This is a genomic window from Solirubrobacter deserti (genome assembly GCF_027587175.1).
In the GTDB taxonomy this organism is placed as follows: domain Bacteria; phylum Actinomycetota; class Thermoleophilia; order Solirubrobacterales; family Solirubrobacteraceae; genus Solirubrobacter; species Solirubrobacter deserti.
Map to the genome: position 1 here is coordinate 21,588 of NZ_JAPCID010000032.1, position 22,479 is coordinate 44,066.

Sequence of the window (22,479 nt, forward strand, 5' to 3'; positions counted from 1 at the left end):
GGTCGGCGCCCGGAGGCCGCCGCTAACGTGGCTCGCCCATGACGACCTTCACCAGCTGGGTGATCGCGCCGATCATCCTGCTTCTGATGGCCGGCGCCGTCGGCCTGCTCGCTGAGCGCGTGGCACGCACCGAGCTTCCCGACGGCGTGCTCGTCGGCCTCGGCGCGTGGATCCTCGTGCTGGTCGTGCTACCCGTCTTTCTGCTCGGCCTACCGGGCTCCGTCGCCGCCGCCGTCGCGCTCGTGCTGGTCGCGCTGGGGCTGTGGTTCGGGCGCCGCGGCTGGCTGCGTCCGGTGCGGACACCCGCCGCGCTCGCCGGGCTGCTCGCGTACGTGCTCTATCTCGCCCCGGTGCTGGCCACCGGGCACTGGACGTGGGCGGGGTACAACTTCGTCAACGACCCGGCGCTCAACTGGCTGATGGTCGACCGGCTGATCGACACGGGCGACTCGCTGAGCTCCGCGCCGCCGTCGACCGCGGTCTCGGTCGTCAACGGCACGCTGAACGTGTCGTATCCGCTCGGCATCCACGGGCTGCTGGCGACGCTGAACTGGATCTTGCCGGTCGCGCTGCCCGCGCTCTACCAGCCGTTCATCGCCTTTCTGGCCGGCGTCACGGCGATGGCCTTCACCGAGCTCGCGCGGGCGCGCCGGCTGCCCGCCTGGGCGGCGATCGCCGCCGCCGTGCTCGCGGTCGGCTCCGGGCTCGCGTACAACTACGCGCTGCACGGCGGCTTCAAGGAGGCGGCGGTGGTCGGCTGTCTGGTCACCGCGGCCGCGATCGGGCGCGTCGCGTTGGACGACCGGCTCGCCCCCGGTCCGGTCGCGCTCGCGGCACTGCCGCTGGCCGCCGCGATCGCGATCATCTCCACGGCGGCCGCGGCCTACGCGGCCGTGTTCGCGGGCGTGCTGCTCGTCGCGGCGCTGGGCGCGGAGCGCGGCCCCCGCGTCTCGCCGCGCGCGATCGTGCTCGCCGCGGCGGTCGCGGGCGCCGTGTTCCTGGTCGCCATCGCGCCGTTCCTGCAGGACACGATCGCGTTCGGGCAGACGGCCAGCGACCAGTTCGGGGCCGCGACCGACGACTCCACCGCGGTGCTCGGCTACCTCGTGCGTCCGCTGCCGCTCTATCAGGCGCTCGGCGTGTGGCTGCGCGACGACTACCGGTACCCGCTCGAGCCCGGGACGCCGTTCGAGGTGCTCACGATCGCGGCGCTGATCGTCGCGGGCCTGCTGGTGGTCGCCGGCGTCTTCAGCGAGCTGCGCGAGCGCCGCTGGGCGGCGCTGCTCGTGCTCGTCCCGGCGGTTGCGGTGGCGCTGGTGGCCGAGCCGCGGCTGTCCCCGTACGGGCACGCGAAGCTGCTCGTCGTGCTCTCGCCGATGGCGGTCTTCACCGCCGCGCTCGGCGTGTGGTGGCTGCTGGGCAAGGTGCGTGTGGCCGGCGTGCTCGCCGGGCTCGTGCTCGTCGCCGGCCTGTTGGGCTCCGACGCGCTCGCCTACCGCACCACCCAGCTCGCGCCGACGGACCGCTTCACGGCGCTCGAGGACGCCGTCGAGCACACCGGCGGCGGGCGCTGGTTGTCGCTGGAGTGGGAGGAGTACGCCAAGTACTTCGGGCGCGACATCCAGCTCAACGTCGGGCCGGAGGCCTACTCACCCGAGCCCGTCGCGTTGACCCGGCCGGAGCCGATCTTCGGGCGCAGCTTCGACTCCGACCAGCTGAAGCCCGCCTACGTGGAGTCCTGGGACGGGCTGCTGCTGCGGCGCGGCCCGGAGACGTCGCGCCCGCCGAGCAACTTCTCGCGCGTGTACGGCAACGCGTACTACGAGCTGTGGCGCAAGGACGCGGACGCTCCGCGGCCGCTGGAGCACCTGTCGCTCGGCACGGACCAGCAGCAGGCGGCGCGCCCCTCCTGCGCGGCGGTGCGCTCGCTCGCGGACCGCCTCGGCCCCGCGCAGCGGTTGGTCGCCGCCCCGGCGCGCACGTCCGCCGAGCTCGACCCGCTCGAAGTCGGCGTCCCGATCGGCTGGGACATCACCGCCGAGGCGGACGACGTGCTCATCCCGGGCGGCCAGGGCCGGATCGAAGGGCCGGTCGACTTCGCTCGCGGCGGTCGCTACCGCGTGTGGGTGCGTGGCGGAGCGGAGCGGCCGCTCACCGTGCACCTCGACGGCAAGCTGATCGGGTCGGCGAGCGGCGTCAACACCGCGGGCAGCTGGTTGGGCGTCGGTGAGATCGAGGTCGACGCCGGGTCGCACGTCGTGCGGCTGTTCCGCCCGGGCGGGTCGCTGCGGCCCGGGGACTCACGGCCAGGGGTCGTCGGGCGCGTGGTCTTCGAGCTCGTCGCGGCCGAGGCGCTCGTGACCGTCGCGCCTCAGGACGTCTCGTCGCTGTGCTCGGGCGAGTGGGACTGGGTCGAGCGCGTGGCCGCGTAGGCCAGCAGCGCCGGCACGCCGGCCAGCAGCGCGAGCCCGAGCAGGGCGTACAGCCACGGCCCGCCCGCGTTGAATACCGCGGCGCGCGCGGAGACCCGCGGCAGCGCGGCGATCAGGCGGGTGCTGTGCGAGCGCTCGAGCCGCAGCGCCAGGTCATAGATCACGTCCGTCCCGTCCAGGGTCGTGGCGAACGAGGACGCGGTGGCGGGCGCGCCCCACAGCGATCCCTCGCCCTCCACGCAGACCCGCACCGGCCGCGGCGAGGCCACGGCCCCGACCGGCGCGATCAGGTCGCCGCCCGCCGCCCGCGTGCTGCCCCGGCCGAGCACGGCGTCGCGGTCGTCGCGCACCGTGATCGTGAGCGCGCCCGTGGCGCGCAGCGACACGCGCTCGACGCGCGCGCCCTCCGGGAGGTCGATCGGACCCTGGCAGAGCTGCTGACCTGGTCGCAGGTCGACCACGCGCAGTTGCGGTGGCGCGCCCGCGACGTACTCGAGCCGCGTCTGGCGCAGCAGCGACGCCAGTGCCACGGCCACGCCGACCACGAACAGGATCGCGAACGTCCTACGCATAGAAGCGGTCCAGGAGGAGGCCGATCGAGGCGACGTGCACCGCGAACAGGAACGCCAGGCCGGCGGTGAGTGCGGTCGAGCGGCGCACCGCGGGCACGAGCGTCAGCGCCCCGGCGGCGGCGGCGCCCATCAGCGCCCCCACCGGCAGCAGGTAGCGGCCCTGCATGAACGGCTGCTCGCTCAGGCTCAGGCGGTAGTCCGTCCAGTGCAGCCCGCCCAGCAGCGCGAGCACGGCGAGCGCCACGAACGCCGCCGTCCACGGGTCGACACGGGAGCGCGTCCGCCACAGCGCGAAGCCGGCGCCGCCGAGCACGAGCAGGACTGCGGCGGCCGCGAGGAGGTAGAGCCCGCGGTCGAACCGGACCTCCAGCCACCCGAACGCGGCCCAGCTGCCGACGAGGAAGGTGTCGAACGGCGGGTAGTCGTCCAGCGACCGAGGGACGTAGAAGTCCCACAGGTAGGAGCCGAACCCACGGACGCCGGGGCGCGTGCCGGTCGCGCTGACGACGATGTCGCCACCCACCGCGCGCCCCACCAGCGCAGCGAGCGCGACCCACACCGCGATGGCCGCCACGGCCGCGCCCGCGACGGGGAGCCGGCGCGACGAGCGCCACAACCCGACCCCGAGCACGAGCGCCGCGGGCGCGAGCAACGCGTAGCTCGTCGCCTTCGTCAGGCAGGCCGCGCCGACGAGCGCGACCAGGACGAACGCCCGCGCCGGCGTGAGGCCGGTACGCAGCGCCTTGACCCCGAGCCACAGCACCAGCGACCAGAGCGCGTACATCATCCCGTCCGGGCTCACCGACCCGGAGACGAACGCGAACATCGGCAGCAGCGCCGGCACCGCCGCCGCGGCGACCTGCAGCTCGCGGCGACGGCCGAACAGCTCCCCGGCGAGCAGCCACGCGCCGAGCACGGTCACCGGCAGCCACAGCGCGGAGAAGATGCGGGCAGCGGTCAGCCGGTCGAAGAAGTCGCCGCCCGCGAGCCGGTAGCCGATCGCCTCCCACGCGTAGGACGCGGGCGGGTAGCCGGCCGCGGAGTGCGGGCCGCCGCCGTCGTCGCGCGGCTCGCGCGCATGTCCGTCCTGCCACACGCGCAGCCGCCGCTCGCTCCACTCGGGGCGCATGAACGGCTGCGCCATCACATAGTCCGAGCCGGCCGCCTGCGCGGCGTGGATGTGCTCGCTGGAGTAGATCGGCTTCCCGGGGTCGCCGGGGAGATCGCCCGTCTCGGCGAAGAACTGCGTGTACGCGAAGTGCGACTGCTCGTCCGGCGCCTGGAACGCGGGGGTGAACGCCGCCCACGTGACCGCCAGCAGCAGGGCGGTCGTCATCAGGGCGGCAAGCGGCGCCGGGACGCGGCGCATCAGTGCAGGGGCGTGCTCAGGAACTCGCGCAACGCCGACTCGATCTGATCGCCCGCCCGGTCCCAGGTGTGCTCCTCCACGAAGGCGCGTGCCCGGCGGGCCATCGCCGCCGCCTGTTCGCGGTGATCGAGCAGGTGCTCGAGCGCATCCGCGATCGCGTCCGGGCGCCGCGCCGCGAGCATCGCGCGCTCGCCGCTCGCGCCGAGCGCGGAGCCGACGTTCTCGCCCTCGAGCTCGACGAGCGGCAGCCCGCTGGCCATCATCTCCTGCGCGACCAGGGAGTGCGTCGTGAGTGAGAACACGATCCCGGCGGCCGACTGGCGATAGAGCTCGGCCAGGCGCTGGGGTGCGACGACGCCGAGGTCCTCGGCCGGGAAGGGCAGCTTGCTCTTCTGGCGCGACCCGAACAACACCGGGCGGATGGTCGGGCGCCGCTCGGCCAGCACCGCGAGCCCGGCCATCGCCAGATCGACCGCCCGGCGCTCGGTCTCGCGCCGCGCGTAGACCGGGATGATCTCGTTGTCGCGGCCCTCGGGGCCGGCGAACTGGAACACGTCGAGGTCGGTGCCGCACTCGAACCAGCGCGCATCGAGCCCGTAGCGGTCCCGGAGCACGTCGGCCATCCAGGTGGAGAAGGCGATGCAGCGCAGGCCCATGCGATAGCTGTCCTCCGCCCAGATCGCCTGCGCGGAAGTGGCGTAGAACTCCGGCTCGTGGTCCTGCACGAGGTAGGCCTTCTCGCGGCAGTTGGGGAGGTCGCGCACCGCGCCCGCGGTCTGCCACCCCGTGGCCACCGCCACGTCGGCGGAGTCGAAGTCGTCGAGCCCGACGAACACCTCGGCCTCCACGCCCGGCACGAAGCGCTCGCGGATCTCCGTGCGCAGCACCGACCCGCGGTCGCGCACGTGGCCGTGCGTGTCCAGCACGAAGATCGCGTTGCGGTGCCCGCGCAGCTCGAGCTGGCGGATCAGCCGGAAGATCGTCGTGTGCCCGCCCGAGCCGACGCGCCACGGCGGCAGCACCCACGCGACCGTCCACGGACCGGTCGCGTCGCCGGAGTGGGGCACGCGTTCGGCCTGGCGCAGCGGATAGAAGTCCTTCGCGAACGCCCAGTCCCAGTTCGAGGTGAGCTCGACCGGCTTGGCGTCGGGCTGCGTGGTCGTCGCCAGCAGCGGGCTCTCGGGCACGTCGAACGGCGTGAACGAGTCGCGGCCCTCCAGCGAGAGCGCCTTGCGCAGCGGGCGCGGCACCCGGTCGGCGCGCGTGCCCACGATCGCGCCCGCCTGGCGCAGCGCGTGGTGGCGCGCGGAGACGGCGAGCGGCTTGACCAACGCGCGGCCGCTCACCCCCTGTCGCTGCAGCCAGCGCTTGTCGTGGCCGACGAGGCCCCGGACCGTCATCGGCGTGCGCACCGGGTGCGCGACCTCCACGTGGTCGAGCACCTCCCGCAGCGAGCGGAACTCGTCGAAGTAGCGGCGGAAGAACTGGGCCGGCGGATAGTCGTGCGAGTGCAGCACGCGCATCTCCGGGTGGTAGGCCTTCGCGAAGCCCGCCTCGATCATCTCGCGCCCGAGCAGCTGGTCCTCCGCATACGGAACCGTGCGGTACGGGATCTGCCGCCAGGCCCACTTGGCCACGGCGCCGTTGACGTCGGAGAAGAAGCTCAGCCGGCCGGGGAACGCCCGATAGTCGGCGATCTCACGCGCGGAGCGCCCGAGGCGCTGCAGCGTGATGCCGTCGCCGAACGTGGCGAAGTGGCGCTCCATCTCGCACTTGATCATGTGCGAGGCGTCCGGGCGCGCGTCGTGCGGGCCGAACACCAGCGCGACGTCGTCCGCCTGCTGGAAGCCCTCCAGCACGGCCGCCAGCCAGCCGTCGTGCGCGGGCGTCGCGTCCTGGGTGATGAACACCACGTACTCGCCGCGCGCCAGCTCGACCATCCGGTTGCGCGTGCCACCGTGCGAGAACTCGCCCTTGGGGAGGCGGTGGATCGTCGCGCCGTAGCGCTCCGCCAGCTCGAGCGACCCGTCGGTCGAGCCCGAATCCATGATCAGCAGCTCGACCTCGGCGTCGACCCGCTGCGCCCGCACCGCGCTCAGCACCTCGTCGAGATAGCGCGCCCCGTTGTAGACGGGGATCGCGACCGTGATGACCGGCGTCATCAGCTCTCGCGGCGCTGCTCGAGCTTGCGGCGGACCTTGGCGTTGAGGACCTTGGCGGTGCGCAGCGGCGACGTGATCTGCCACGACAGCGACGTCTGCATCTGCGTCGCGAGGCGCTCGTAGTACTCGATCTCGCGCCGCTCGGTGCGCAGGCGGTTGTTCTCTTCCCAGAGGCGGGCGCGCTCGGCGGTGAGCTCGGCGACGCGCGCCTCGGCGGCCTCCGCCCGGGCCTGCCAGTCGGTTGTCGTCTTACTCATAGGTTCTCCGCGATCTTCGGCGCTTCGCGACTGAACACCCAGGCGCCGAGCACGAGCAGCCCCACCACAAGCGCCGCGGGGATCAGCAGCAGCTCCGGCGACGAGACGAGGTCCCACGGCTCGGGCGCATTCGGATCGACCGCCACGTGACGGGTCGCGGTCAACAGGGTCGCGATCGGGTTGAGCATGTACAGGTCCAGGTACTTCTCCGGCACGTTCGACGCCACGTAGAGCAGCGGGGACGCGTAGAACAGCATCTGGGTGAAAACGTCCCAGATCGGCTCGACGTCGCGGAAGCGCACGAACAGCGCCGACAGCAGCAGGCCGACGCCGGCCGCGAACATCGTGAACGCGACGATGATCGGGATCAGCTCGAACCAGCTCCACTTCGGATACACGCCCGAGAACGCGCCGAAGATGACCACCGCGATCAGTGTCATCCCGAGGTTGAACAGCGCCACGAGGATCACGCTTGTGGGGATGACGAGCCGCGGGAACCGCACCTTGCGCAGCAGGCTCTCGCGCACCACCAGGCACGACACGCAGCCGCCCGTGGCCTCTCCGAAGAAGTTGAAGAGCACGAGCGAGAACAGGATCACGATGCCGTAGTTCGGCACGTCCTTATTGAGCCCGACGATCTCCGTGAACACGAAGTAGATGACGCCGAAGAACAGGAACGGCCGCGCGAGCGTCCACGCGTAACCGAGCGCGGAGCCGTAGAAGCGCAGCTTCCAGTCCGTGACGGCGAGCGTCCAGGCGAGCGCGAAGAAGCGCTTGAAGTCCGAGCCGATGACCGACGGACGCTGGACGACGTGCGGGGTGCTGACGCTCACGAGCGGTGGACCTCGAAGGTGTGCGGGATGTCGACCACGCCGCCGAGCGGGCGCCCGTGGACGTCGAGCGTGGCGAGATCCTCGCGCACGTCCAGCACGTCGGTGCCGCCGGAGGCCGCGATGGTCGGCGTCATCGTGTACTCCCCGGGCGAGAACCAGTTCTCGAGCTCGACCCGGACCACGACCGTCTCCCCGGCCGTGAACGCGCCGGTCGTCGTCAGGTGCAGGGTGCTGCCGGTGGAGAAGACGACGTGGCGAGCGGGGTTGCGCACGTGCAGCGAGAACCACGGGTCCTCGGCGGCCTGGTGGAACCGCACTTCCATTGCCATCGCCATGCGTGCGCCGTGCTCGAGCGCGGTGACGCGCTTGCCGTCCGCGTCCTCGAACCACGCCTCCTTGATCTCGGCGACGTCCGGGATCATCCGCGGGCCGGCGCCTTCGGACAGGATCTGTCCGAAGTTGAGCTCGTTGTAGGCGCGGGCGATCACCGACGGGCTGTCGATCGACATGATCTTCCCGCGCTCGACCAGCATCGCGCGGTCGCAGAAGCGCTGGATCGCGCTCATGTCGTGGGTGACGAACACGATCGTCTTGCCCTCGGCCTTGAGGCGGTGGAACTGGTCGAAGCACTTGGCCTGGAACGCGGCGTCCCCGACCGCGAGTACCTCGTCGATCAGCAGCACCTCGGCGTCGACCTGCACGGTGACGGCGAACGCGAGCCGGACGACCATGCCGCTGGAGTAGTTCTTCAGCGGCAGGTCCATGAACTCCTCGAGCTCTGCGAACTCGATGATCGAGTCGAAGCGCTCACGGGCCTGCTTGCGGCTCAACCCGAGCATGATCGCGTTCACCATCGCGTTGTCGCGCGCGGTCAGCTCGGGATTGAAGCCCACGCCGAGCTCGATGAAGGGCGAGATCCGGCCCGCGATCGCGACCGAACCCGAGTCGGCGTTGTAGATCCCGGCGAGGCACTTGAGCAGGCTGCTCTTACCCGAGCCGTTGCGGCCGACGATGCCGAAGAACTCGCCCTGGGCGACCGAGAACGTCGCGTCGTGCACCGCGTGCAGCTCGTCGTACGTGCTGCTGCTGAACGGATGCAGCACGCGCTCCTTGAGCGTCGAGTACCTCCGGTGCGGAAGCCTGAAGGTCTTCTGGAGGTGATCGACGACGATGGCCGGCTCGCGCGTGCGAGCGGCCGCGTGCGCAGGATCGAGGGTCTCAGCGGCCGTCGGCACGAACATTGACCGTAGCAACGGCCGGATGAGCCCTGAGTCGCGTCAAAGGTGCTTCAGCGACGCTTGCCGGCGGTGAAACCGGCGGCCAGCGCAGCCACTGCGGCACCGCCTGCGAGTGCGGCCACGCGCAAGCGGCTCTTGGCCTCAGGGGCCGGGACGGGAGTCGCCTCGGGGGCATGCGCGGGCGCGGCCGGCGGGGCTGCGGCGGCCGGCGGAGCGGTCATCGACGCGCGGGCGCGCCGCAGGACGTCGGACGCGTCGAAACGCCACGCCTCGACGATCACGTCGCCCTCGCGCTCCCCGTTGTCGAGCACGACGACGCCGAGGCCGTTCCAGATGTGCATCGCGTACGGGCCCTTCTCGACGAGGAAGCCGGCCACGAAGTCCAGCATCGACAGCGCGACGTTGGGGTGCGAGGCGAAGTCGACCTCGTCGAGCCCGCGACGGACGTCGTCGTTCGCGGCGTCGTGGAACACGATCGTCGTGTTGCGGCACGCGGGGGACTCGAGCAGCGCGAGCGCATCGCGCTTGACGCCCTCGGAGGAGTGGTCGCCGTCCACGAGCACGAAGTCGACGTTCTCGCCAGCCTCCGCAAGGGAGGCCAGGAACTCGGGGACCTGCACGCTGGAGTCACCCGTGTGGAAGGTCACGTTGTCGAGCTCGTCGCGCAGTGCGTCGGGCTCGGGCACCAGGTCGAACGAGTGCACGTGACCGCTGTGGGTGGCGATCCGGCGCAGGCTTCCGCCCTCGGCGCGGCCGATCTCGATCGCGAGCTTCGGCTTGAGGGTGGCGAGGATGCCTTCGAGCGCGAAGCGCTCGCCCATGTGCATCTGCCACTGCGGGTCGCTCGCGACTGCGCTGGCCAGGATCGTCGTGTTCGTGGAGTCGGGCATTCGCAAGTTCCTGTCTAGCGGCCGAGCAGTCGCTTGGCGCGTCGAAGTGGCTGGGTCAGTCGCCAGCTGATGGACGTCTGAAGGTCGTGGACGACGCGCTGCGCGCGCTCGGCCCGCGCTGCTTCCTCCTCGAGGCGCCCGGCGAGGTCGTGCAAGGCGGACTCGGCGGTGCGCACGCGCTGGTGCAACGTCGGGACCTCGGCCAACGCCGTCTCGGCCTCGACCAGGCGCTTGCGCAGGTCGTCGATGTCGAGCTGCTTGCGCTGCGTCGCGGCCAGGAAGTCGGCCTGCTCCTGCAGCATGCTCTGCTGGGCGTCGAAGCGCTCGACCCAGTCACGGACCTCGAACGACGAGGTGAGCATGACGAGGTTGCCGACCTCCGGCACCGAGTCGCCGGCGATCGCGATCGAATACGGCTGCCTGCCGGCGTTGCCGGCCGCGAGCTTGCGCACCTCGGCGGGGGCCACGCGCGCGCCGTCGGCGACGGCGTCGGCCGTGAGCACCACGGACGCCTCGAAGTCGTACTGCTGCAGGATCTGCACCGCGTTCCAGCGCGCGCCGAGCAGCGACTCGAGGTCGCCCGGCGTGAGCTCACGCACATGGTGCGGATTGCCCGGCACATTGACGTCCGGGTTCGGCGACGAGACCACCAGCACGCCGCCGGGAGCGAGCACGCGGCGCAGCTCGTCGAGTGCGGTCTCCTGCTCTTCGATGTGCTCGATGACCTCGAAGCAGACCACGAGGTCGAACGCGGCATCGCCGAACGGCAGCGACCGCAGGTCCGCGACCTCGAAGGTGACGTGGTCCCCGGCCTGGTCGCGCGCGACGTCGACGATCTCGGCGGCGACGTCGACCGCGGTGACCGACTCGGCCCCGGCGTCGGCCAGCATCGCCGCGCCGTAGCCCAGGCCGCAGCCCGCGTCGAGCACGCGGCGCCCGGGTGCCAGCGCGGTGGCCCACGCGTAGCGGGCGAGGTGCTGGACCTCGACGAGCTCTCCTCGCATCTGGGCCGGCACGAATCGCCCCGGCGTGCCGTTGACGAAATCTGCCAAGTCGACCGTCATGGCTCACATCCTAAGATGCGCGCCATGTTGGAGGTCGCCTTCGTCCTCGCTCCGAGGCAGAACCACTTCTTCGCCGAGCTGCAGGACGCCCTCCGGTACGAGATCGAGGCGGCCGGCGTCGCGACCAGTCTCCACTGGGGAGACTTCCCTGCGCCGCGCCCCGGGCTCGTCTATGCGGTGATCCCGCCGCATGAGTACTTCACGCTCATGCACGGCCGGATCGGGCCGGCCGACGAGGTGCTCGCTCGCACGATGTACATCTGCGGTGAGCAGCCCAACACGCCCTTCTTCGACTGGAACGTGCACTTCGCCCCGCGGGCCGGCCGTGTCTTTGACATCAACCGGCTCGGTGTCCGGGCGTTCGGCGAGCACGGCATCGAGGCCGAGCACCTGCAACTCGGCCACACGGGCGCGTGGGACCGGCTGTCGCCCGACGTCGAGCGCGACATCGACGTCCTGTTCATGGGCGCCGAGAGCCAGAAGCGCCTCGTGCACCTTGCGCAGGCCGCCCGCCCGCTGCGCGATCGGCGCTGCCGCTTCGTGCTGTCCGACAACTCGCGGCCGAACTTCAAGGCGTCCGAGACGTACGTCGCCGAGGACGAGAAGTGGAACCTGCTCAACCGCAGCAAGGTGCTCATCAACATCCACCAGGGCGACACGCCGTACTTCGAGTGGCTGCGGATCGTGCAGGCGATGGCCAACGGCTGCGTGGTGGTGACCGAGTCCTCGGTGGACTACGAGCCGCTCGTGCCCGGCGAGCACTTCCTGTCCGGCGCGCCCGAGACGCTCGGCCACCTCGCGGAGCACCTGCTGCTCAACGGCCACCGGCGCTGGGAGATCCAGACCGCGGCCTATGAGACTCTGCGTGACCAGCTTCCGATGCGCGCCGCGGCGGACAAGCTGATCGCCGCCGCGCGGGAGCTCGACGAGCGTCCGCTGCCCAACGCGCAGCACCCGTTCTTCACCCAACCTTCGCGGACCGAGGCCGAGCACGACGCGGTGCTCGCGCAGCTCGTGCCGGGCACGCCCGACGAGGCGCCGGAGCGCGGCGTGCTGAAGGCGCTGCGGCTGGACCTGATGGACGCGCGCCGGTCGCTGGAGAAGCTCACGCAGCGGGTCGAGGGGCGCGCACGGCCGAACGTCGTGGTCCACCGGCGCTCGCAAGGTTGGCTCGGCGCGCGGCCCAAGGTGAGCGTCCTCGTGACGCTGTTCAACTACGAATCGCACATCCGCGGCGCGCTGGACTCGGTGCTCCGCTCGCGCGAACGTTCGTGGGAGATCCTGGTCGTCGACGACGGGTCCACGGACGGGTCGCTGGCGGCCGCCGACGCGTGGGTGCGCGAGCACGACACCGCGCCGGTGCTGCTGCTCCGCCACCCGGTGAACCGCGGTCTCGCCGACGCGCGCAACAGCGTGCTGGCGCTCGCCCGTGGCGAGTTCTGCTTCGTGCTGGACGCGGACAACGAGATCCTGCCGGAGACGTTCACGGCGCTGCTTGCCGCGCTCGAGCACGACCCGGAAGCGGCCTACGCGTACGGCTCCGCCGAGCGGTTCCGTGACGAAGAGCCCGTCGGGCTGCTCAACATCTACGGCTGGAACCCGACCCGGTTCCGCACTGGCAACTACATCGACGCGATGGCGATGATCCGGACGGCCCGGTTGCGCGAGATGGGCGGCTACCGGCGCGATCGGCGCCTCTACGGCTGGGAGGACTTCGACCTCTGGGTGCGCATGGCCGAGCGCGAGCACTACGGCGTCTTCGTGCCGTCCGTCGTGGCCCGCTACCGGCAGACCGGGCATTCGATGCTGACGGTGACGAACGTCTCGGGCGCCGAGGCCAAGTCGGTCATCGCCGAGGCCGCGCCCACCATCATGAGCCGCTAGGTTGCACGCGATGCCACGTCTCCCATGGCGCAAAGGCAAGCAGGACCGGCCTACGCAGATCTCGGAAGCGCTCCAGGCGGAGCTCGACGGCGACGTCGGGTTCATGTACCCCTGGGCGCTGACCGACCAGGTGCAGGTGGAAGCGATGCACCCGGAGCTGCCCAGCGTACATGCCACGCGGGAGGCGCTGATCGAGCCGCTCATGCGCGAGGCGCTGGCCTCCGGCGGCCGTGTGGTCGATCTGGGCGCGCACGAGGGCTACTTCTCGCACCGGGCGCTGGCCTGGGGCGCCGACTCGGTACTGGCTCTCGACGTGCGCGAGATCGACACGCGCCGCGCCGAGCTCCTGCGCGACCACTTCTCGATCTCACCTGAGGCGCTGCAGGTGCGCACCGCGAGCGTCTACGACGTGGACCCCGCCGAGATCGGGCAGTTCGACGTCGTGCTCGTCCTCGGGTTGATCTACCACCTGGAGAATCCCATCGGCGCGCTGCGAGTGGCGGCGTCACTGGCCAAGCCTGGCGCGCTCGTCGTGGTGGAGTCACAGCTCACGCGGCAGGCGGAGCCGATCGAGCACGGCTGGGGCGTCACGGGCTGGGTGCTGCACGAGCCCGCTTCGTGGGCGGCGAGGCTCGAGCCGGCCGAGGAGCAGGAGCACACGCCGTTGTCCGCCTTCGGCGGGGTCATCTCGCTCGTTCCCAACCAGGCGGCGCTGCTGCAGGCGCTGCAGGTGGCCGGCGTTGACGACGTCAAGATCCTGAAAGCGGAACCCGACCACAACCCGCAGTACGTCGCGGTGGACCGCGTGGTCGTCGCCGGCCGGAAGACCGGCGCCGCGTGAGCGGCAAGCTGCCCCCACAGGTCGCCGTCGATCTCGAAGCGGGCGAGCTGCGCGACTACTGGGTCCGGCGCGCCCAGCAGCACACGCAGGACTCTTACGCGGGAGTCAACCTGAGTAAGTTCCCGGAGGACCTGCGTGTCTACGAGCACCTGCTCTGGCTCGCCGCCCCGGAAGTCGTCGTTGAACTAGGGGTGCAGTTCGGCGCCAGTAGCCTGTGGTTCCGCGACCGGCTCGCCACGCTGACTGCCTACGGCCGCGTGCAGGCGCCCGAGGTGATCGGGGTGGAGCTCGACACGAGCCTGGCGCTTCCGGCGCTCGAGCAGGCGGACCCGGGCTGGTCGAAGACGATCACCCTGCTCGAGGGAGACGTCCGCGATCCAGCCTTGGCGGCACAGGTCACGCACCTCGTGCGCGGTCGCTCGGTCCTCATCATCGAGGACTCCGCGCACGTCTACGACACGACCCGCGCGGCGCTCGAGCTCTACGCGCCGCTGGTCCGCCCCGGCGGCTACATGGTCGTCGAAGACGGGTGCGTGGACGTCGAGGCTTTGCGGCTCGAGGGATGGCCACGCGGCGTCCTGCCGGCACTGCGTGACTGGCTCGCCACGCCGGCAGGAAGCGAGTTCGAGGTCCGCCGTGATCTTGAGCTCTACGGGGTGACCTGTCACCCCGAGGGCTTCCTTCAGCGCCGGTCCTGACCTGCTACGCCGCGGGTGCCGGTGCCGGTTTTCTGGAGCGGCGCTGCAGCAGCCCGGCGGTCGCGAGCACGCCGCTGGTCCAGAGCAGGATCCCGGGAGGGATCCCGTAGCGGAAGTCGTAGGACAGCGTCATCGTCGGCGCGACGTAGAGCGCCAGGCTCATGAGGCCGAACAGCAGGACGCCCATGCGGATCGGCCCACGCAGCAGCAAGGCGCCGAAGATAGCGAGAATCAGCGCGGTGACCAGCGCCAGCCGGTCGACACGGAACAACTGCTGATAAACACCCAGCGTCCTCGCGCCCGGGGCATGCACGCGTGTGCCGTCGTACTTGGGCTCTAGTCCGTTCGTGACCACCCGCTCGACGTCCGCGTTGCGCCATCCGAACGAGTTCAGCTCACGCGGCTGCCCGGAGTAGCCGCGCTGAATGCCCGCGCTCGGCTCCAGGTACCGCAGCAGGTCGGTCCCGACAGCGAGCGCGTAGTCGCCGGGCTGGTGGAGGATCGCCTGCTGGGCGAAGCGGCCGACGATGGCGCTCGTCTCGGGGTTCTGGTCCGGATACGCCTGGCGGGCGATCGAGCTGGGCTCCCACGTGTAGTAGAAGACCCCGGGGCGCTTGGCCGGGTCGGTGTCCTCACACAGCGCGCGCGTCCCCTTGGGCGGCTCGAAGCGCGAGCAGTCGGCGAACGGGGCGACCCGGGCGTAGAGCTGCCATCCGCCCATCGCGGTCAGGCCGCTGTGGGGCCCGTCCTTGATCGCGTACGCGAGGAAGTATCCGCCGAAGATGAGCGCGGCCCCGGCGACCACGGCGCCGGTGGTCCGCAGTCGCTGCCGCCACGGCCCGCCCACCCAGACGGCCGCGAAGACGATGACGACCGGGATGGCGACGAAGCCCACGACCCGGGTGAGCGTCGCCGCGGCGCCGAAGCACCCGGCCGCCAGCAGCCAGCGCCGGTCAACGCGCGGCACGAGGCCGAAGACGGCGCTCGCGAGGGTGAGAATGATGACGTGGAGGAAGAGCACGTCCGACATGAACCAGTGCTCGATGTACAGCACGTCGCCGGACAACAGCGCGGCGGCCGCCGCGGCGGTCGCCGGCACGGGGGAAGCGCCCAGCCGGCGGGCCACGAGATAGACGACGACGCCGATGACGAGCCCCATCAGGTGCTGGACCGCGATCGTGAACCACACCTCATCCGTGACGACCCGCAGCGCCTTCAGGACTGCCGCATACCCGGCTGGCTGCCACTGGTCGCCGAAGATCGGCTCCGGGTTGACGCGCGCGAACCGAGGCGAGTCCATCGACGTCATCACGGCCGGGAAGTACAAGGGCATCGTCGCCGCGCGGATGACGGCGGCGACGGCCAGGAGGATCAGGAACGGCCGGTCCTCACGACCGAGGCCGAGACGCAGTCGGCGGCCGCGCGCCCGAGACGGCGTGGGCGCTCCATCGGAAACCGAGGTCGACGCGGTCGTGGACATGGCTGGCAGGCTAGCGACGCCTCAGCGCCGCGCGACCGACGCGTAGCGAGCCAGCCGATCGGGGTCTGAGGCAAGCCAGTCGGCCAGATCGCGGAAGCCTTCCCGCAGGTCCGTGGAGGCGCGCCAGCCGAGCGCGGTCTCGATCCGCCGGGGGTCGGAGACCCACACGCTCGTGTCCCAACTACGCGCCGCGGTCGAGCCCCACTGCGGCTCGGCTTCGATGGCGAGCACCTCGCGCGCGATCGCGACGATCTCGCGCAGCGTGGTCTGCCGGCCGCTGCCGAGGTTCAGCACGACCCCGGGTTCGAGGTCCGGCGCCTGCGCGGCCCGGACGAACGCGTCACAGGCGTCGTCGACGTGCACGAAGTCGCGCGCGGTCTCGGGCGCCACCAGCGGCGGCAGCTCCCCGCGCAGGCCGCGGACGGCCAGCGTCGGCATCAGGCGCCCCGGGTCTTCCCAGGGGCCGTAGATCGAATAGAGCCGCAGCGTCGCCACCCGCGCGACTGCACGCTGGCCGACGAAGCTGCAGTAGTGCGTGGCCGCGGCCTTGCCGACCGCGTACGTGCTGTTGGGCGCGAGCGCCTCGTCCTCGACCGGCGGATGGTCCTTGAGGCCGTACTCCGAGGACGAACCGGCGTGGATGAACGCCTGCGCTCCCGCGTCGAGCGCGGCGTCGAGCAGCGCCGCCGTCCCGAGCACGTTGACCGCGAGGATCGGCTGCGTCTCGGTCTGCCACGAGTACGCGCCGTGCGCGGCCAGGTGAAACACCCAGTCCGGCCGCGCGCGCCCGACGAGGCGGGCGATGGCCTCGGCATCCGCCAGGTCGACCTCGTGGAGCTCGATGTCCGCGCGCACGTCTTCCAGCCGCCACGGCTGCCCCCCGGGGCGGCCGGTCGCGTGGACCTCGTGGCCCTCGGCCAGCAGCCGCCGGACGAGAGTGGCGCCGACGAAACCGCCGGCGCCGGTGACGAGCGCGCGGATCGCCCGCTCCTAGACGGTCAGCGCGACCGGCTCTGAGGCCTGGCCGTCTTCGAGGAAGCTCTCGTAGCCGAGCGGCGCGAGCAGGTCGTGGGCGATGTTGCGGACCTGGGTCTGCTCGTCGTCGGAGAGCTCGTTGGCCGTCGCCAGGTTCGCTTCCGGCGTCGCCGTGCGGATCGTGCCCCACGGGTAGACCTCGGTCAGCTCCTTGCTGTTCCAGGACGGAACGGCGAGCGAGTCGGCCGAGCGCAGGCCCATCGGCTCCAGGACCTGGGTCGTCAGCGTGCCCACGGAGTCCGCCATGACGTCCTCGGCGCGCACGATGTGCATGCGCTCGGGGAAGGCGCGCTTGGCGGCCAGCGCGGCGTTCTGGTTGACGTTCCAGCGCAGGATGTACTCGCGCAGGGGCAGCGGCACCGGGCGCTTCTTGGTGTCGGCGTACGCGGACCACGGGTTGCGGACCACGTGCAGGAAGTGCGCGTTCGGCATGTCCGAGAGGATCTTCTCGGCGTCGATCACGATGATCGGCGAGTAGCCGACGTAGAACTCCTCCTCGCCCGTCTGGACGTTGTCCTTCCACGCCTTGTGCGTGGCCTCGAAGAACGCCGCCACGTTGTTCGCGCGCGAGCGCCCGGTCTTCTCGATGATCGAGAGGTAGATGTCGCGCCGCTCATCGTCGTTCATGTCGAACGGCTCGTGGCGGAACTTCGACACGTGCGGCGTGCGCGAGCGCACCTTGCCCTCTTCGTCGATGATCGCGTGGTAATCCTGCGCCGGCGTGGCGTCGAGCAGGAACTCGGGCCAGCGGTACTTGACGGGGAACATCGAGGTGAACCCGTCCTGGACGTGCCGCGAACCGGGCTGCGACTCGAAGGGGTAGACGTAGAGCTGAGGATGGCCGTCGAGGAAGCGGTGGGTCGTGTTGCCCCCGTTTTCGTACATCGCGCCGAGCATCAGCAGCTTGAAGTCACTCATCGTTGTTCTCCTTGGAAGTCGAAGGCGTAGAAGAGCCGTCGCGTGCGGTCGGGCGCGGGACGCGCTGACCGGAACGGGAAGCCGAGCGTGAAGTCGCGCGGCAACGCCTCAACGGCGAAGATCTGATTACCGTAGGGCCAGCGGACGCTGCCCACGATCTGGCCCGAGGCAAGGTCCACCGCGTGCAGCCCGCACACGCTGCGATCGACGTCCAGCCCCGGGGCGTACTGTCGAAAGCGGGGGATCACCCGCGAGGACGCGACGAACGCGATGCCCTCCGCGAAGGCGAGCCCGCGCGTCCAGCCGGGCAGCTGCGCGACGGTGGTGAACTGCTCGCCCTCCAGGCGGCAGAGCTCGCCGTAGCCGCTGTTGTCCACCCACACCGCGCCCTCGTGAAGCCGGGCGGAGTGCGGGCGGGTGAGGCCGCTCGCGACCGGCTCGCGGGTGGCGCCGCTGAAGATCACGCCGCGCCCGTCCACCGGCCAGTTCTTGTGCCCCGGGCGGCGCTGGGAAGGCGCCGCCTGGGAGGCCGAGAAGAAGCTGCCCTCGAGGTCTGGTCCGGCCGCGATCGAGTTCAGCTGCAGGTAGTTGCGCCCGATGTCCGGCTTGCCTTCGCGTTCGACGCTGCCCGGCCACCACGCGAGCCGGTGTCCGCCGTGCTCGAGCAGCTCGACGACGGCGTTCTGCCCGACGGAGTTCGCGTGCAGCTTGCCGCCGACGAGCGCGAGATCGTGGATGTACAGCGCACCGGGCAAGAAGCGCGAGCGAGCGGGCAGCAGCGGACGGCCGGTCAGCTCGCCGGGGTACGGCATGTCCGCCCGTGGGAGCGCGCCGCAAACGGGCTCCAGGTCGAAGATCTGGTTCGGGTTGCGCGTCGCGGCGACGTGCACGATCCCGCGCTCATGGTCGACCGCCAGCCCCGACGGGTGAGGAAGCCGCAGGTGCGACTGCACCGGCTTGCCTTCCTCAACGCTGAGGGCGACCACCAGGTGCTCGTACTCGCGCGTGACGATCAGCGTCAACTCGAGGCGGTCGAGCAGCTCCCAGAACGCGCGGTCGGCGCGGCTCTTGAGCAGGTCCGGGTCGACGCTGCCGATGCCCTCCCATCCCGACACGACCTCGGCGGGATCGCGCCACGCGGCGCCGTGCTCCGCCCAGCGCGGTTCCAGCTCGGTCGCGGTCGGGGTCATGGCATCTTCCCGTACCGGCGGCGCAGCTCGAGCGCCCCGCGGTACATACGCACCCCGGAGGCGTAGTTGGTCGTGGACGTCCCGCCGTGGCGCTGCGTGCTGAGCACGGGCACCTCGACGATCGGGTACCCCTCGCGGCGGCAGATGACGTTGAACTCCGCGTCGATCAGGTCGTCCTCGCGCTCGAGATCGAGCAGGCGGGCGAACGAGCGCGGGAAGATCTTCGGCGTGCCGTTGATGTCCCACACCGGCAGGTCGAACAGCGCGCGGACCTCGAGGTTGTATACCAGCGAGCCCGCACGGCGGCGCCAGTTGTCGCGGATCTTGCGATTGGCCTTGACCACGACGTTCGGGAACGCGCGCGAGTACGAGGCGCACAACGCGAGGATCTCCGGCGACGTGCGGGCGGTGTTCGTGTAGCCGATCGTCTCGCCGGTGACCTCGCGCAGGCCCGCACGGACAGCCTTGCCCCAGCCGCCCTGCGCACCGAGGTCGATCGTCTTGACGCCCTCGTGGTCCGCGGTCAGCTCCTGGCAGATCGCGACCGAGTTGTCCCGGCAGCCGTTCGTGACCAGCATCAGCTCGTACGTGCCGCCGAGCCGGTCGAGCATCGTCGTGTACCCCTCGACGACGCCGCGGATGTGATCCTCCTGGTTGTAGACCGGGAGGACGATGGAGAGGTTCGGCGCGCTCACCTGCCGGAGGGCTGGAGCGCGATCTGAACGGTCTCGGCGATGCGCTCTGCCGAGAGGCCGTGCTCCTCGTTGAGGTAGCCGACGGTTCCCGTCACGCCGCGCGGCATGTCCCGCACACCGCAGCGGATGAGGCGGGAGTCCAGGCCGTGCTCGGCGATCACCTCGGCCGTGAACGTGCCGATGCCGCCGTTGACGTAGTGCGACTCGATCGTCACCGCCAACCGGATGTCCGCCAGCAACTCCGCGAGGTCTTCCTCGGGGGACGGGTTGAGCGACGAGATCACGGCCACGGTGGCGCCGATGTCGGCCTCGTTGAGGCGGTCGGCGGCTTCGGTTGCCTGGCGTGCCATCGGGCCGAGCGCGATCAGCGCGACGTCACGGCCGCTGCCGATGAGCGCGGCGCGCCCGAGCTCGAAGCGGCCTTCGAGGCCCGGGATGCCTTGGGCCTCTTTGCCGACGCGGAAGTACACCGGGCGGTCGAGATCGGCCGTGGCCTCCAGCGCCGCCGCGGCCTGCGCCGGGTCGGCCGGGACGACGATCGTCACGCCGGGCTGGAGGCGCATCACGCCGACGTCCTCGAGCGCGTAGTGCGAGACGCCGTTGTGGCCGTAGTCGAGGCCGCCGCCGACGCCCACGATCCGGACCGGCAGCTGGTGCAGCGCCGGCCCGTTGCGGATGAACTCGTACGGGCGCAGAGAGGCGAACGTGGCGATCGAGTACGCGAACGGCACCATGCCGGCCTCGGCCAGGCCGGTCGCGACGCCGATCATGTTCTGCTCCGCGACGCCGACGTTGAAAAAGCGGTCCGGGAAGCGCTCCGCGAACGGCTCGAGCACGGTGAATCCGAGATCGCCGGTGAGCAGCGCGACGCGATCGTCGCGCTCGGCGAGCTGCAGGATGCCCTGGGCGAACTGCGGCCTCATCGCGCGGCCTCCAACTGCTCGACGGCCGACGCGTACTGGTGTTCGTCCAGTGGCCAGTAGTGCCACTCGATCTTGGACTCCATGAAGTCCACGCCGTAGCCGAAGGTAGTGTTGGCCAGCAGCACGTGCGGCGGGCCCTGCTCGACATCGAGGCCGGCGATGGTGCGCTCGAGCGTCTCCGTGTCGTGGCCATCGACCTCGTGCACGTCCCAGCCGAACGCGCCGAAGCGGTCTGCGAGCGGATGCAGGTCGATCACGTCGCGCGTGTAACCGAGCGCCTGCTGGCCGTTGACGTCGACGATCGCGACCAGATTGGACAACTTGTGGTGGGCGGCGAACATCACGGCCTCCCAGATCGAGCCTTCATTGAGCTCGGCGTCGCTCAGCACCGCGAAGGAACGGCGCTTGGACCGCTGCATTCGCGCGGCGAGCGCCGCGCCCGCAGCGAGCGAGAGGCCCTGGCCGAGCGAGCCCGTCGAGAAGTCGATGCCCGGCACCGGGTGCTCCGGGTGGCAGCCGAGCGGACTGCCGTCGGCGCAGTAGGTGTCGAGATCTTCAGCGCTCAGGTGACCGGCCTCGTGCAGCGCGGCGTAGAGCGCGAGCGCGGCGTGACCCTTCGACAGGACGAAGCGGTCGCGGTCCGGATCGTCCGGAGTGCCGTTCATCGTCGTGCCGAAGAGCACGGCGAGCAGATCGGACACCGAGAGCGCGGAGCCGATGTGGCCGACGTGTGCGCGCCGGGACTGATCGATGACCGTGCGGCGGATCGCCGCACCGATGCTGGCAGCAGAGGTTCCCATGCGAGAGCGCCGAGCCCTCGAACCAGAGGCTCAGGAGGGCGTCGCGCGGCGCCAGCATATCAACGGACCTGAAGCTCGATCGGGGAAGTCTTCGCGGTCCGGTGGCGCTCCAGCTCGTGGGAAGCGGTGCGGCGCAGGGCATCTGGATCGCTAGGATGGCGCCGGATGCCAGGGGACGTCCATCTCGTCCGCAGCCTCCTTCGTCGTCGTGGAGTCAAGCCGGCGCTGAAGGTCATGTTGGTGCTTGTTGTGCTCCTCTGCGCGGGGCTCGCGCTGCGCGGTGAGATCGGCAAGCTGGAGACGGACGGGCTGCGCTTCGAGCTCGGCTGGTTCCTGGCGGCCGTGCTCGGCTTCGCGGCGCTGCAGGTCATGCACGCCGCGCTCTGGCGCCGGTCGTTGCTGCGGCTGGATCTGCATCTCGAGCCCAAGCGTGCCCGAGCGATTTGGTGCACGTCCGCCCTCGCGCGCTACGTGCCGACGAGCATGTTGATGCCAACAATGCGGATCGCGATGTCCGAGCGCTACGGGATCCCGAAGCGCCGTTGTCTTGCGAGCCTTGTTTATGAGGCCGCGCTTGCCCTGGCGGGCGCGCTCGTCGTCGCGGGCTACTTTGTCGTCGAGTTGCCGGAGCTCGAGGGGCACGCCACGCGCTGGCTCGCCGTCGCGATCCCGCTACTGGCGGTCGTCGCCCTGCATCCGAAGATCTTTGGGCCGGTGAGTGCGAAGTTGCTGCGCCGGATCGGGCGCGACCCGCTCGAGCGGCTGCTGCCTGAGCGTGTGCTGGTCGGCCTCTGGGCCGCGTACGCGCTCTCGTTCGTCCTCGCCGGGCTGGCGCTGTTTGCGCTCGCCGAGGCCCTCTATCCGGTGGGCGTCTCCGCGCTGCCGCAGGTCGCGGGCGCGTTCGCCGTCGGCTTCGCGGTTTCCGTGTTGGCGTTCGTGCTCCCGGGCGGCCTCGGCGCGCGCGAGGCGGGCCTCGCGGCCGCGCTGGCGCCGGTCATGCCGACCGCGATCGCGATCGCCGTGGCGATCGTCGTGCGGCTCGTGCAGATTGCGATCGAGATTCTGTTCGCCGCCACGACGCCCGTCATCGCCCGCCGGGCGGAAGCGCGTGCCGCAGGTGCGCAAGCCGTGACCGATGCCGAGCCCGCGCCCGAGTTGGTGCAGGTCTCCGCGCGCGGCTGACGCCCGGCAGCAGGGC

General features: G+C 71.0%; 20 protein-coding genes. 5 read left to right on the forward strand and 15 right to left on the reverse strand.

The window, feature by feature from the left end; genetic code table 11:
- Nucleotides 1-38: 38 nt before the first annotated feature.
- Nucleotides 39-2,432, forward strand: a complete 2,394-nt coding sequence (locus tag OJ962_RS20960; RefSeq protein WP_202955002.1) for a hypothetical protein — start codon at nucleotides 39-41, stop codon at nucleotides 2,430-2,432.
- Here the strand turns inward: OJ962_RS20960 and OJ962_RS20965 are convergent.
- Genes OJ962_RS20965 through OJ962_RS21000 form a run of 8 tightly spaced genes read right to left on the reverse strand, consistent with a single transcriptional unit; the run spans nucleotide 2,372 to nucleotide 10,817 of the window.
- Nucleotides 2,372-3,004, reverse strand: a complete 633-nt coding sequence (locus OJ962_RS20965; protein ID WP_202955003.1) for a hypothetical protein — start codon at nucleotides 3,002-3,004, stop codon at nucleotides 2,372-2,374. The genes OJ962_RS20960 and OJ962_RS20965 overlap by 61 nt on opposite strands.
- Entirely contained in the window at nucleotides 2,997-4,373 is a 1,377-nt protein-coding gene (locus tag OJ962_RS20970; protein ID WP_202955004.1) for a DUF2142 domain-containing protein, read from the reverse strand. The genes OJ962_RS20965 and OJ962_RS20970 overlap by 8 nt, the downstream gene beginning before the upstream one ends.
- Nucleotides 4,373-6,535, reverse strand: a complete 2,163-nt coding sequence (locus tag OJ962_RS20975) for a glycosyltransferase (RefSeq protein ID WP_202955005.1) — start codon at nucleotides 6,533-6,535, stop codon at nucleotides 4,373-4,375. Before OJ962_RS20975 ends, OJ962_RS20970 begins: the two co-directional genes overlap by 1 nt.
- The gene (locus OJ962_RS20980; RefSeq protein ID WP_202955006.1) at nucleotides 6,535-6,792 is read right to left on the reverse strand and encodes a hypothetical protein; all 258 of its coding nucleotides are present in this window, start codon (nucleotides 6,790-6,792) and stop codon (nucleotides 6,535-6,537) included. The genes OJ962_RS20975 and OJ962_RS20980 overlap by 1 nt, the downstream gene beginning before the upstream one ends.
- Nucleotides 6,789-7,625 carry an ABC transporter permease gene (locus OJ962_RS20985; protein ID WP_202955007.1) on the reverse strand — a complete coding sequence of 279 codons (837 nt, stop codon included), beginning with the start codon at nucleotides 7,623-7,625 and terminating at the stop codon, nucleotides 6,789-6,791. Before OJ962_RS20985 ends, OJ962_RS20980 begins: the two co-directional genes overlap by 4 nt.
- Nucleotides 7,622-8,860: an ABC transporter ATP-binding protein gene (locus tag OJ962_RS20990; protein ID WP_202955008.1), complete on the reverse strand. Its 1,239-nt coding sequence runs from the start codon at nucleotides 8,858-8,860 to the stop codon at nucleotides 7,622-7,624. Before OJ962_RS20990 ends, OJ962_RS20985 begins: the two co-directional genes overlap by 4 nt.
- Before the next feature lie 53 nt (nucleotides 8,861-8,913).
- Nucleotides 8,914-9,753 carry a class I SAM-dependent methyltransferase gene (locus OJ962_RS20995; protein ID WP_202955009.1) on the reverse strand — a complete coding sequence of 280 codons (840 nt, stop codon included), beginning with the start codon at nucleotides 9,751-9,753 and terminating at the stop codon, nucleotides 8,914-8,916.
- Nucleotides 9,754-9,767: 14 nt separating this feature from the next.
- Nucleotides 9,768-10,817 (reverse strand): class I SAM-dependent methyltransferase, encoded by a 1,050-nt coding sequence (locus OJ962_RS21000; RefSeq protein WP_202955010.1) that lies wholly within the window; start codon nucleotides 10,815-10,817, stop codon nucleotides 9,768-9,770.
- Between the two features lie 24 nt (nucleotides 10,818-10,841).
- Between OJ962_RS21000 and OJ962_RS21005 the strand changes: the two genes are divergently transcribed.
- Genes OJ962_RS21005 through OJ962_RS21015 form a run of 3 tightly spaced genes read left to right on the forward strand, consistent with a single transcriptional unit; the run spans nucleotide 10,842 to nucleotide 14,240 of the window.
- Nucleotides 10,842-12,701: a glycosyltransferase family 2 protein gene (locus OJ962_RS21005; protein ID WP_202955011.1), complete on the forward strand. Its 1,860-nt coding sequence runs from the start codon at nucleotides 10,842-10,844 to the stop codon at nucleotides 12,699-12,701.
- A gap of 10 nt (nucleotides 12,702-12,711) precedes the next feature.
- Nucleotides 12,712-13,542: a class I SAM-dependent methyltransferase gene (locus OJ962_RS21010; protein WP_202955012.1), complete on the forward strand. Its 831-nt coding sequence runs from the start codon at nucleotides 12,712-12,714 to the stop codon at nucleotides 13,540-13,542.
- Nucleotides 13,539-14,240 carry a CmcI family methyltransferase gene (locus OJ962_RS21015; protein WP_202955013.1) on the forward strand — a complete coding sequence of 234 codons (702 nt, stop codon included), beginning with the start codon at nucleotides 13,539-13,541 and terminating at the stop codon, nucleotides 14,238-14,240. Before OJ962_RS21010 ends, OJ962_RS21015 begins: the two co-directional genes overlap by 4 nt.
- Before the next feature lie 4 nt (nucleotides 14,241-14,244).
- Here the strand turns inward: OJ962_RS21015 and OJ962_RS21020 are convergent, their stop codons facing one another.
- From OJ962_RS21020 to OJ962_RS21050, 7 genes are read right to left on the reverse strand one after another with little or no spacing between them, the layout of a single operon-like run.
- A complete protein-coding gene (locus OJ962_RS21020; protein ID WP_202955014.1) occupies nucleotides 14,245-15,720 on the reverse strand; it encodes a glycosyltransferase family 39 protein in 1,476 nt (491 codons plus the stop codon).
- Between the two features lie 21 nt (nucleotides 15,721-15,741).
- Nucleotides 15,742-16,701 carry an NAD-dependent epimerase/dehydratase family protein gene (locus OJ962_RS21025; RefSeq protein ID WP_202955223.1) on the reverse strand — a complete coding sequence of 320 codons (960 nt, stop codon included), beginning with the start codon at nucleotides 16,699-16,701 and terminating at the stop codon, nucleotides 15,742-15,744.
- Nucleotides 16,702-16,710: 9 nt separating this feature from the next.
- Nucleotides 16,711-17,673, reverse strand: a complete 963-nt coding sequence (locus OJ962_RS21030; RefSeq protein ID WP_202955015.1) for a sulfotransferase — start codon at nucleotides 17,671-17,673, stop codon at nucleotides 16,711-16,713.
- Entirely contained in the window at nucleotides 17,670-18,863 is a 1,194-nt protein-coding gene (locus OJ962_RS21035; RefSeq protein ID WP_202955016.1) for a DUF4915 domain-containing protein, read from the reverse strand. The genes OJ962_RS21030 and OJ962_RS21035 overlap by 4 nt, the downstream gene beginning before the upstream one ends.
- Complete coding sequence (locus OJ962_RS21040) at nucleotides 18,860-19,558, reverse strand: glycosyltransferase family 2 protein (protein WP_202955017.1); 699 nt, start codon at nucleotides 19,556-19,558, stop codon at nucleotides 18,860-18,862. The genes OJ962_RS21035 and OJ962_RS21040 overlap by 4 nt, the downstream gene beginning before the upstream one ends.
- Nucleotides 19,555-20,481, reverse strand: a complete 927-nt coding sequence (locus tag OJ962_RS21045; protein ID WP_202955018.1) for a transketolase family protein — start codon at nucleotides 20,479-20,481, stop codon at nucleotides 19,555-19,557. The genes OJ962_RS21040 and OJ962_RS21045 overlap by 4 nt, the downstream gene beginning before the upstream one ends.
- Nucleotides 20,478-21,281 carry a transketolase gene (locus OJ962_RS21050; protein WP_202955019.1) on the reverse strand — a complete coding sequence of 268 codons (804 nt, stop codon included), beginning with the start codon at nucleotides 21,279-21,281 and terminating at the stop codon, nucleotides 20,478-20,480. The genes OJ962_RS21045 and OJ962_RS21050 overlap by 4 nt, the downstream gene beginning before the upstream one ends.
- A gap of 240 nt (nucleotides 21,282-21,521) precedes the next feature.
- Here OJ962_RS21050 and OJ962_RS21055 point away from each other — a divergent pair, with 240 nt between their 5' ends.
- On the forward strand, nucleotides 21,522-22,463 hold the full coding sequence (locus OJ962_RS21055; protein ID WP_202955020.1) for a lysylphosphatidylglycerol synthase domain-containing protein: 942 nt from the start codon (nucleotides 21,522-21,524) through the stop codon (nucleotides 22,461-22,463).
- The last annotated feature ends 16 nt before the right edge of the window (nucleotides 22,464-22,479 follow it).

Excerpts from the sequence above, each read along its gene's own strand:
- OJ962_RS20960 (WP_202955002.1), top strand. The coding sequence starts at position 39 with ATGACGACCTTCACCAGCTGGGTGATCGCGCCGATCATCCTGCTTCTG.
- OJ962_RS20965 (WP_202955003.1), bottom strand. The coding sequence starts at position 3,004 with ATGCGTAGGACGTTCGCGATCCTGTTCGTGGTCGGCGTGGCCGTGGCA.
- OJ962_RS20970 (WP_202955004.1), bottom strand. The coding sequence starts at position 4,373 with ATGCGCCGCGTCCCGGCGCCGCTTGCCGCCCTGATGACGACCGCCCTG.
- OJ962_RS20975 (WP_202955005.1), bottom strand. The coding sequence starts at position 6,535 with ATGACGCCGGTCATCACGGTCGCGATCCCCGTCTACAACGGGGCGCGC.
- OJ962_RS20980 (WP_202955006.1), bottom strand. The coding sequence starts at position 6,792 with ATGAGTAAGACGACAACCGACTGGCAGGCCCGGGCGGAGGCCGCCGAG.
- OJ962_RS20995 (WP_202955009.1), bottom strand. The coding sequence starts at position 9,753 with ATGCCCGACTCCACGAACACGACGATCCTGGCCAGCGCAGTCGCGAGC.
- OJ962_RS21000 (WP_202955010.1), bottom strand. The coding sequence starts at position 10,817 with ATGACGGTCGACTTGGCAGATTTCGTCAACGGCACGCCGGGGCGATTC.
- OJ962_RS21005 (WP_202955011.1), top strand. The coding sequence starts at position 10,842 with ATGTTGGAGGTCGCCTTCGTCCTCGCTCCGAGGCAGAACCACTTCTTC.
- OJ962_RS21010 (WP_202955012.1), top strand. The coding sequence starts at position 12,712 with ATGCCACGTCTCCCATGGCGCAAAGGCAAGCAGGACCGGCCTACGCAG.
- OJ962_RS21020 (WP_202955014.1), bottom strand. The coding sequence starts at position 15,720 with ATGTCCACGACCGCGTCGACCTCGGTTTCCGATGGAGCGCCCACGCCG.
- OJ962_RS21030 (WP_202955015.1), bottom strand. The coding sequence starts at position 17,673 with ATGAGTGACTTCAAGCTGCTGATGCTCGGCGCGATGTACGAAAACGGG.
- OJ962_RS21035 (WP_202955016.1), bottom strand. The coding sequence starts at position 18,863 with ATGACCCCGACCGCGACCGAGCTGGAACCGCGCTGGGCGGAGCACGGC.
- OJ962_RS21045 (WP_202955018.1), bottom strand. The coding sequence starts at position 20,481 with ATGAGGCCGCAGTTCGCCCAGGGCATCCTGCAGCTCGCCGAGCGCGAC.
- OJ962_RS21050 (WP_202955019.1), bottom strand. The coding sequence starts at position 21,281 with ATGGGAACCTCTGCTGCCAGCATCGGTGCGGCGATCCGCCGCACGGTC.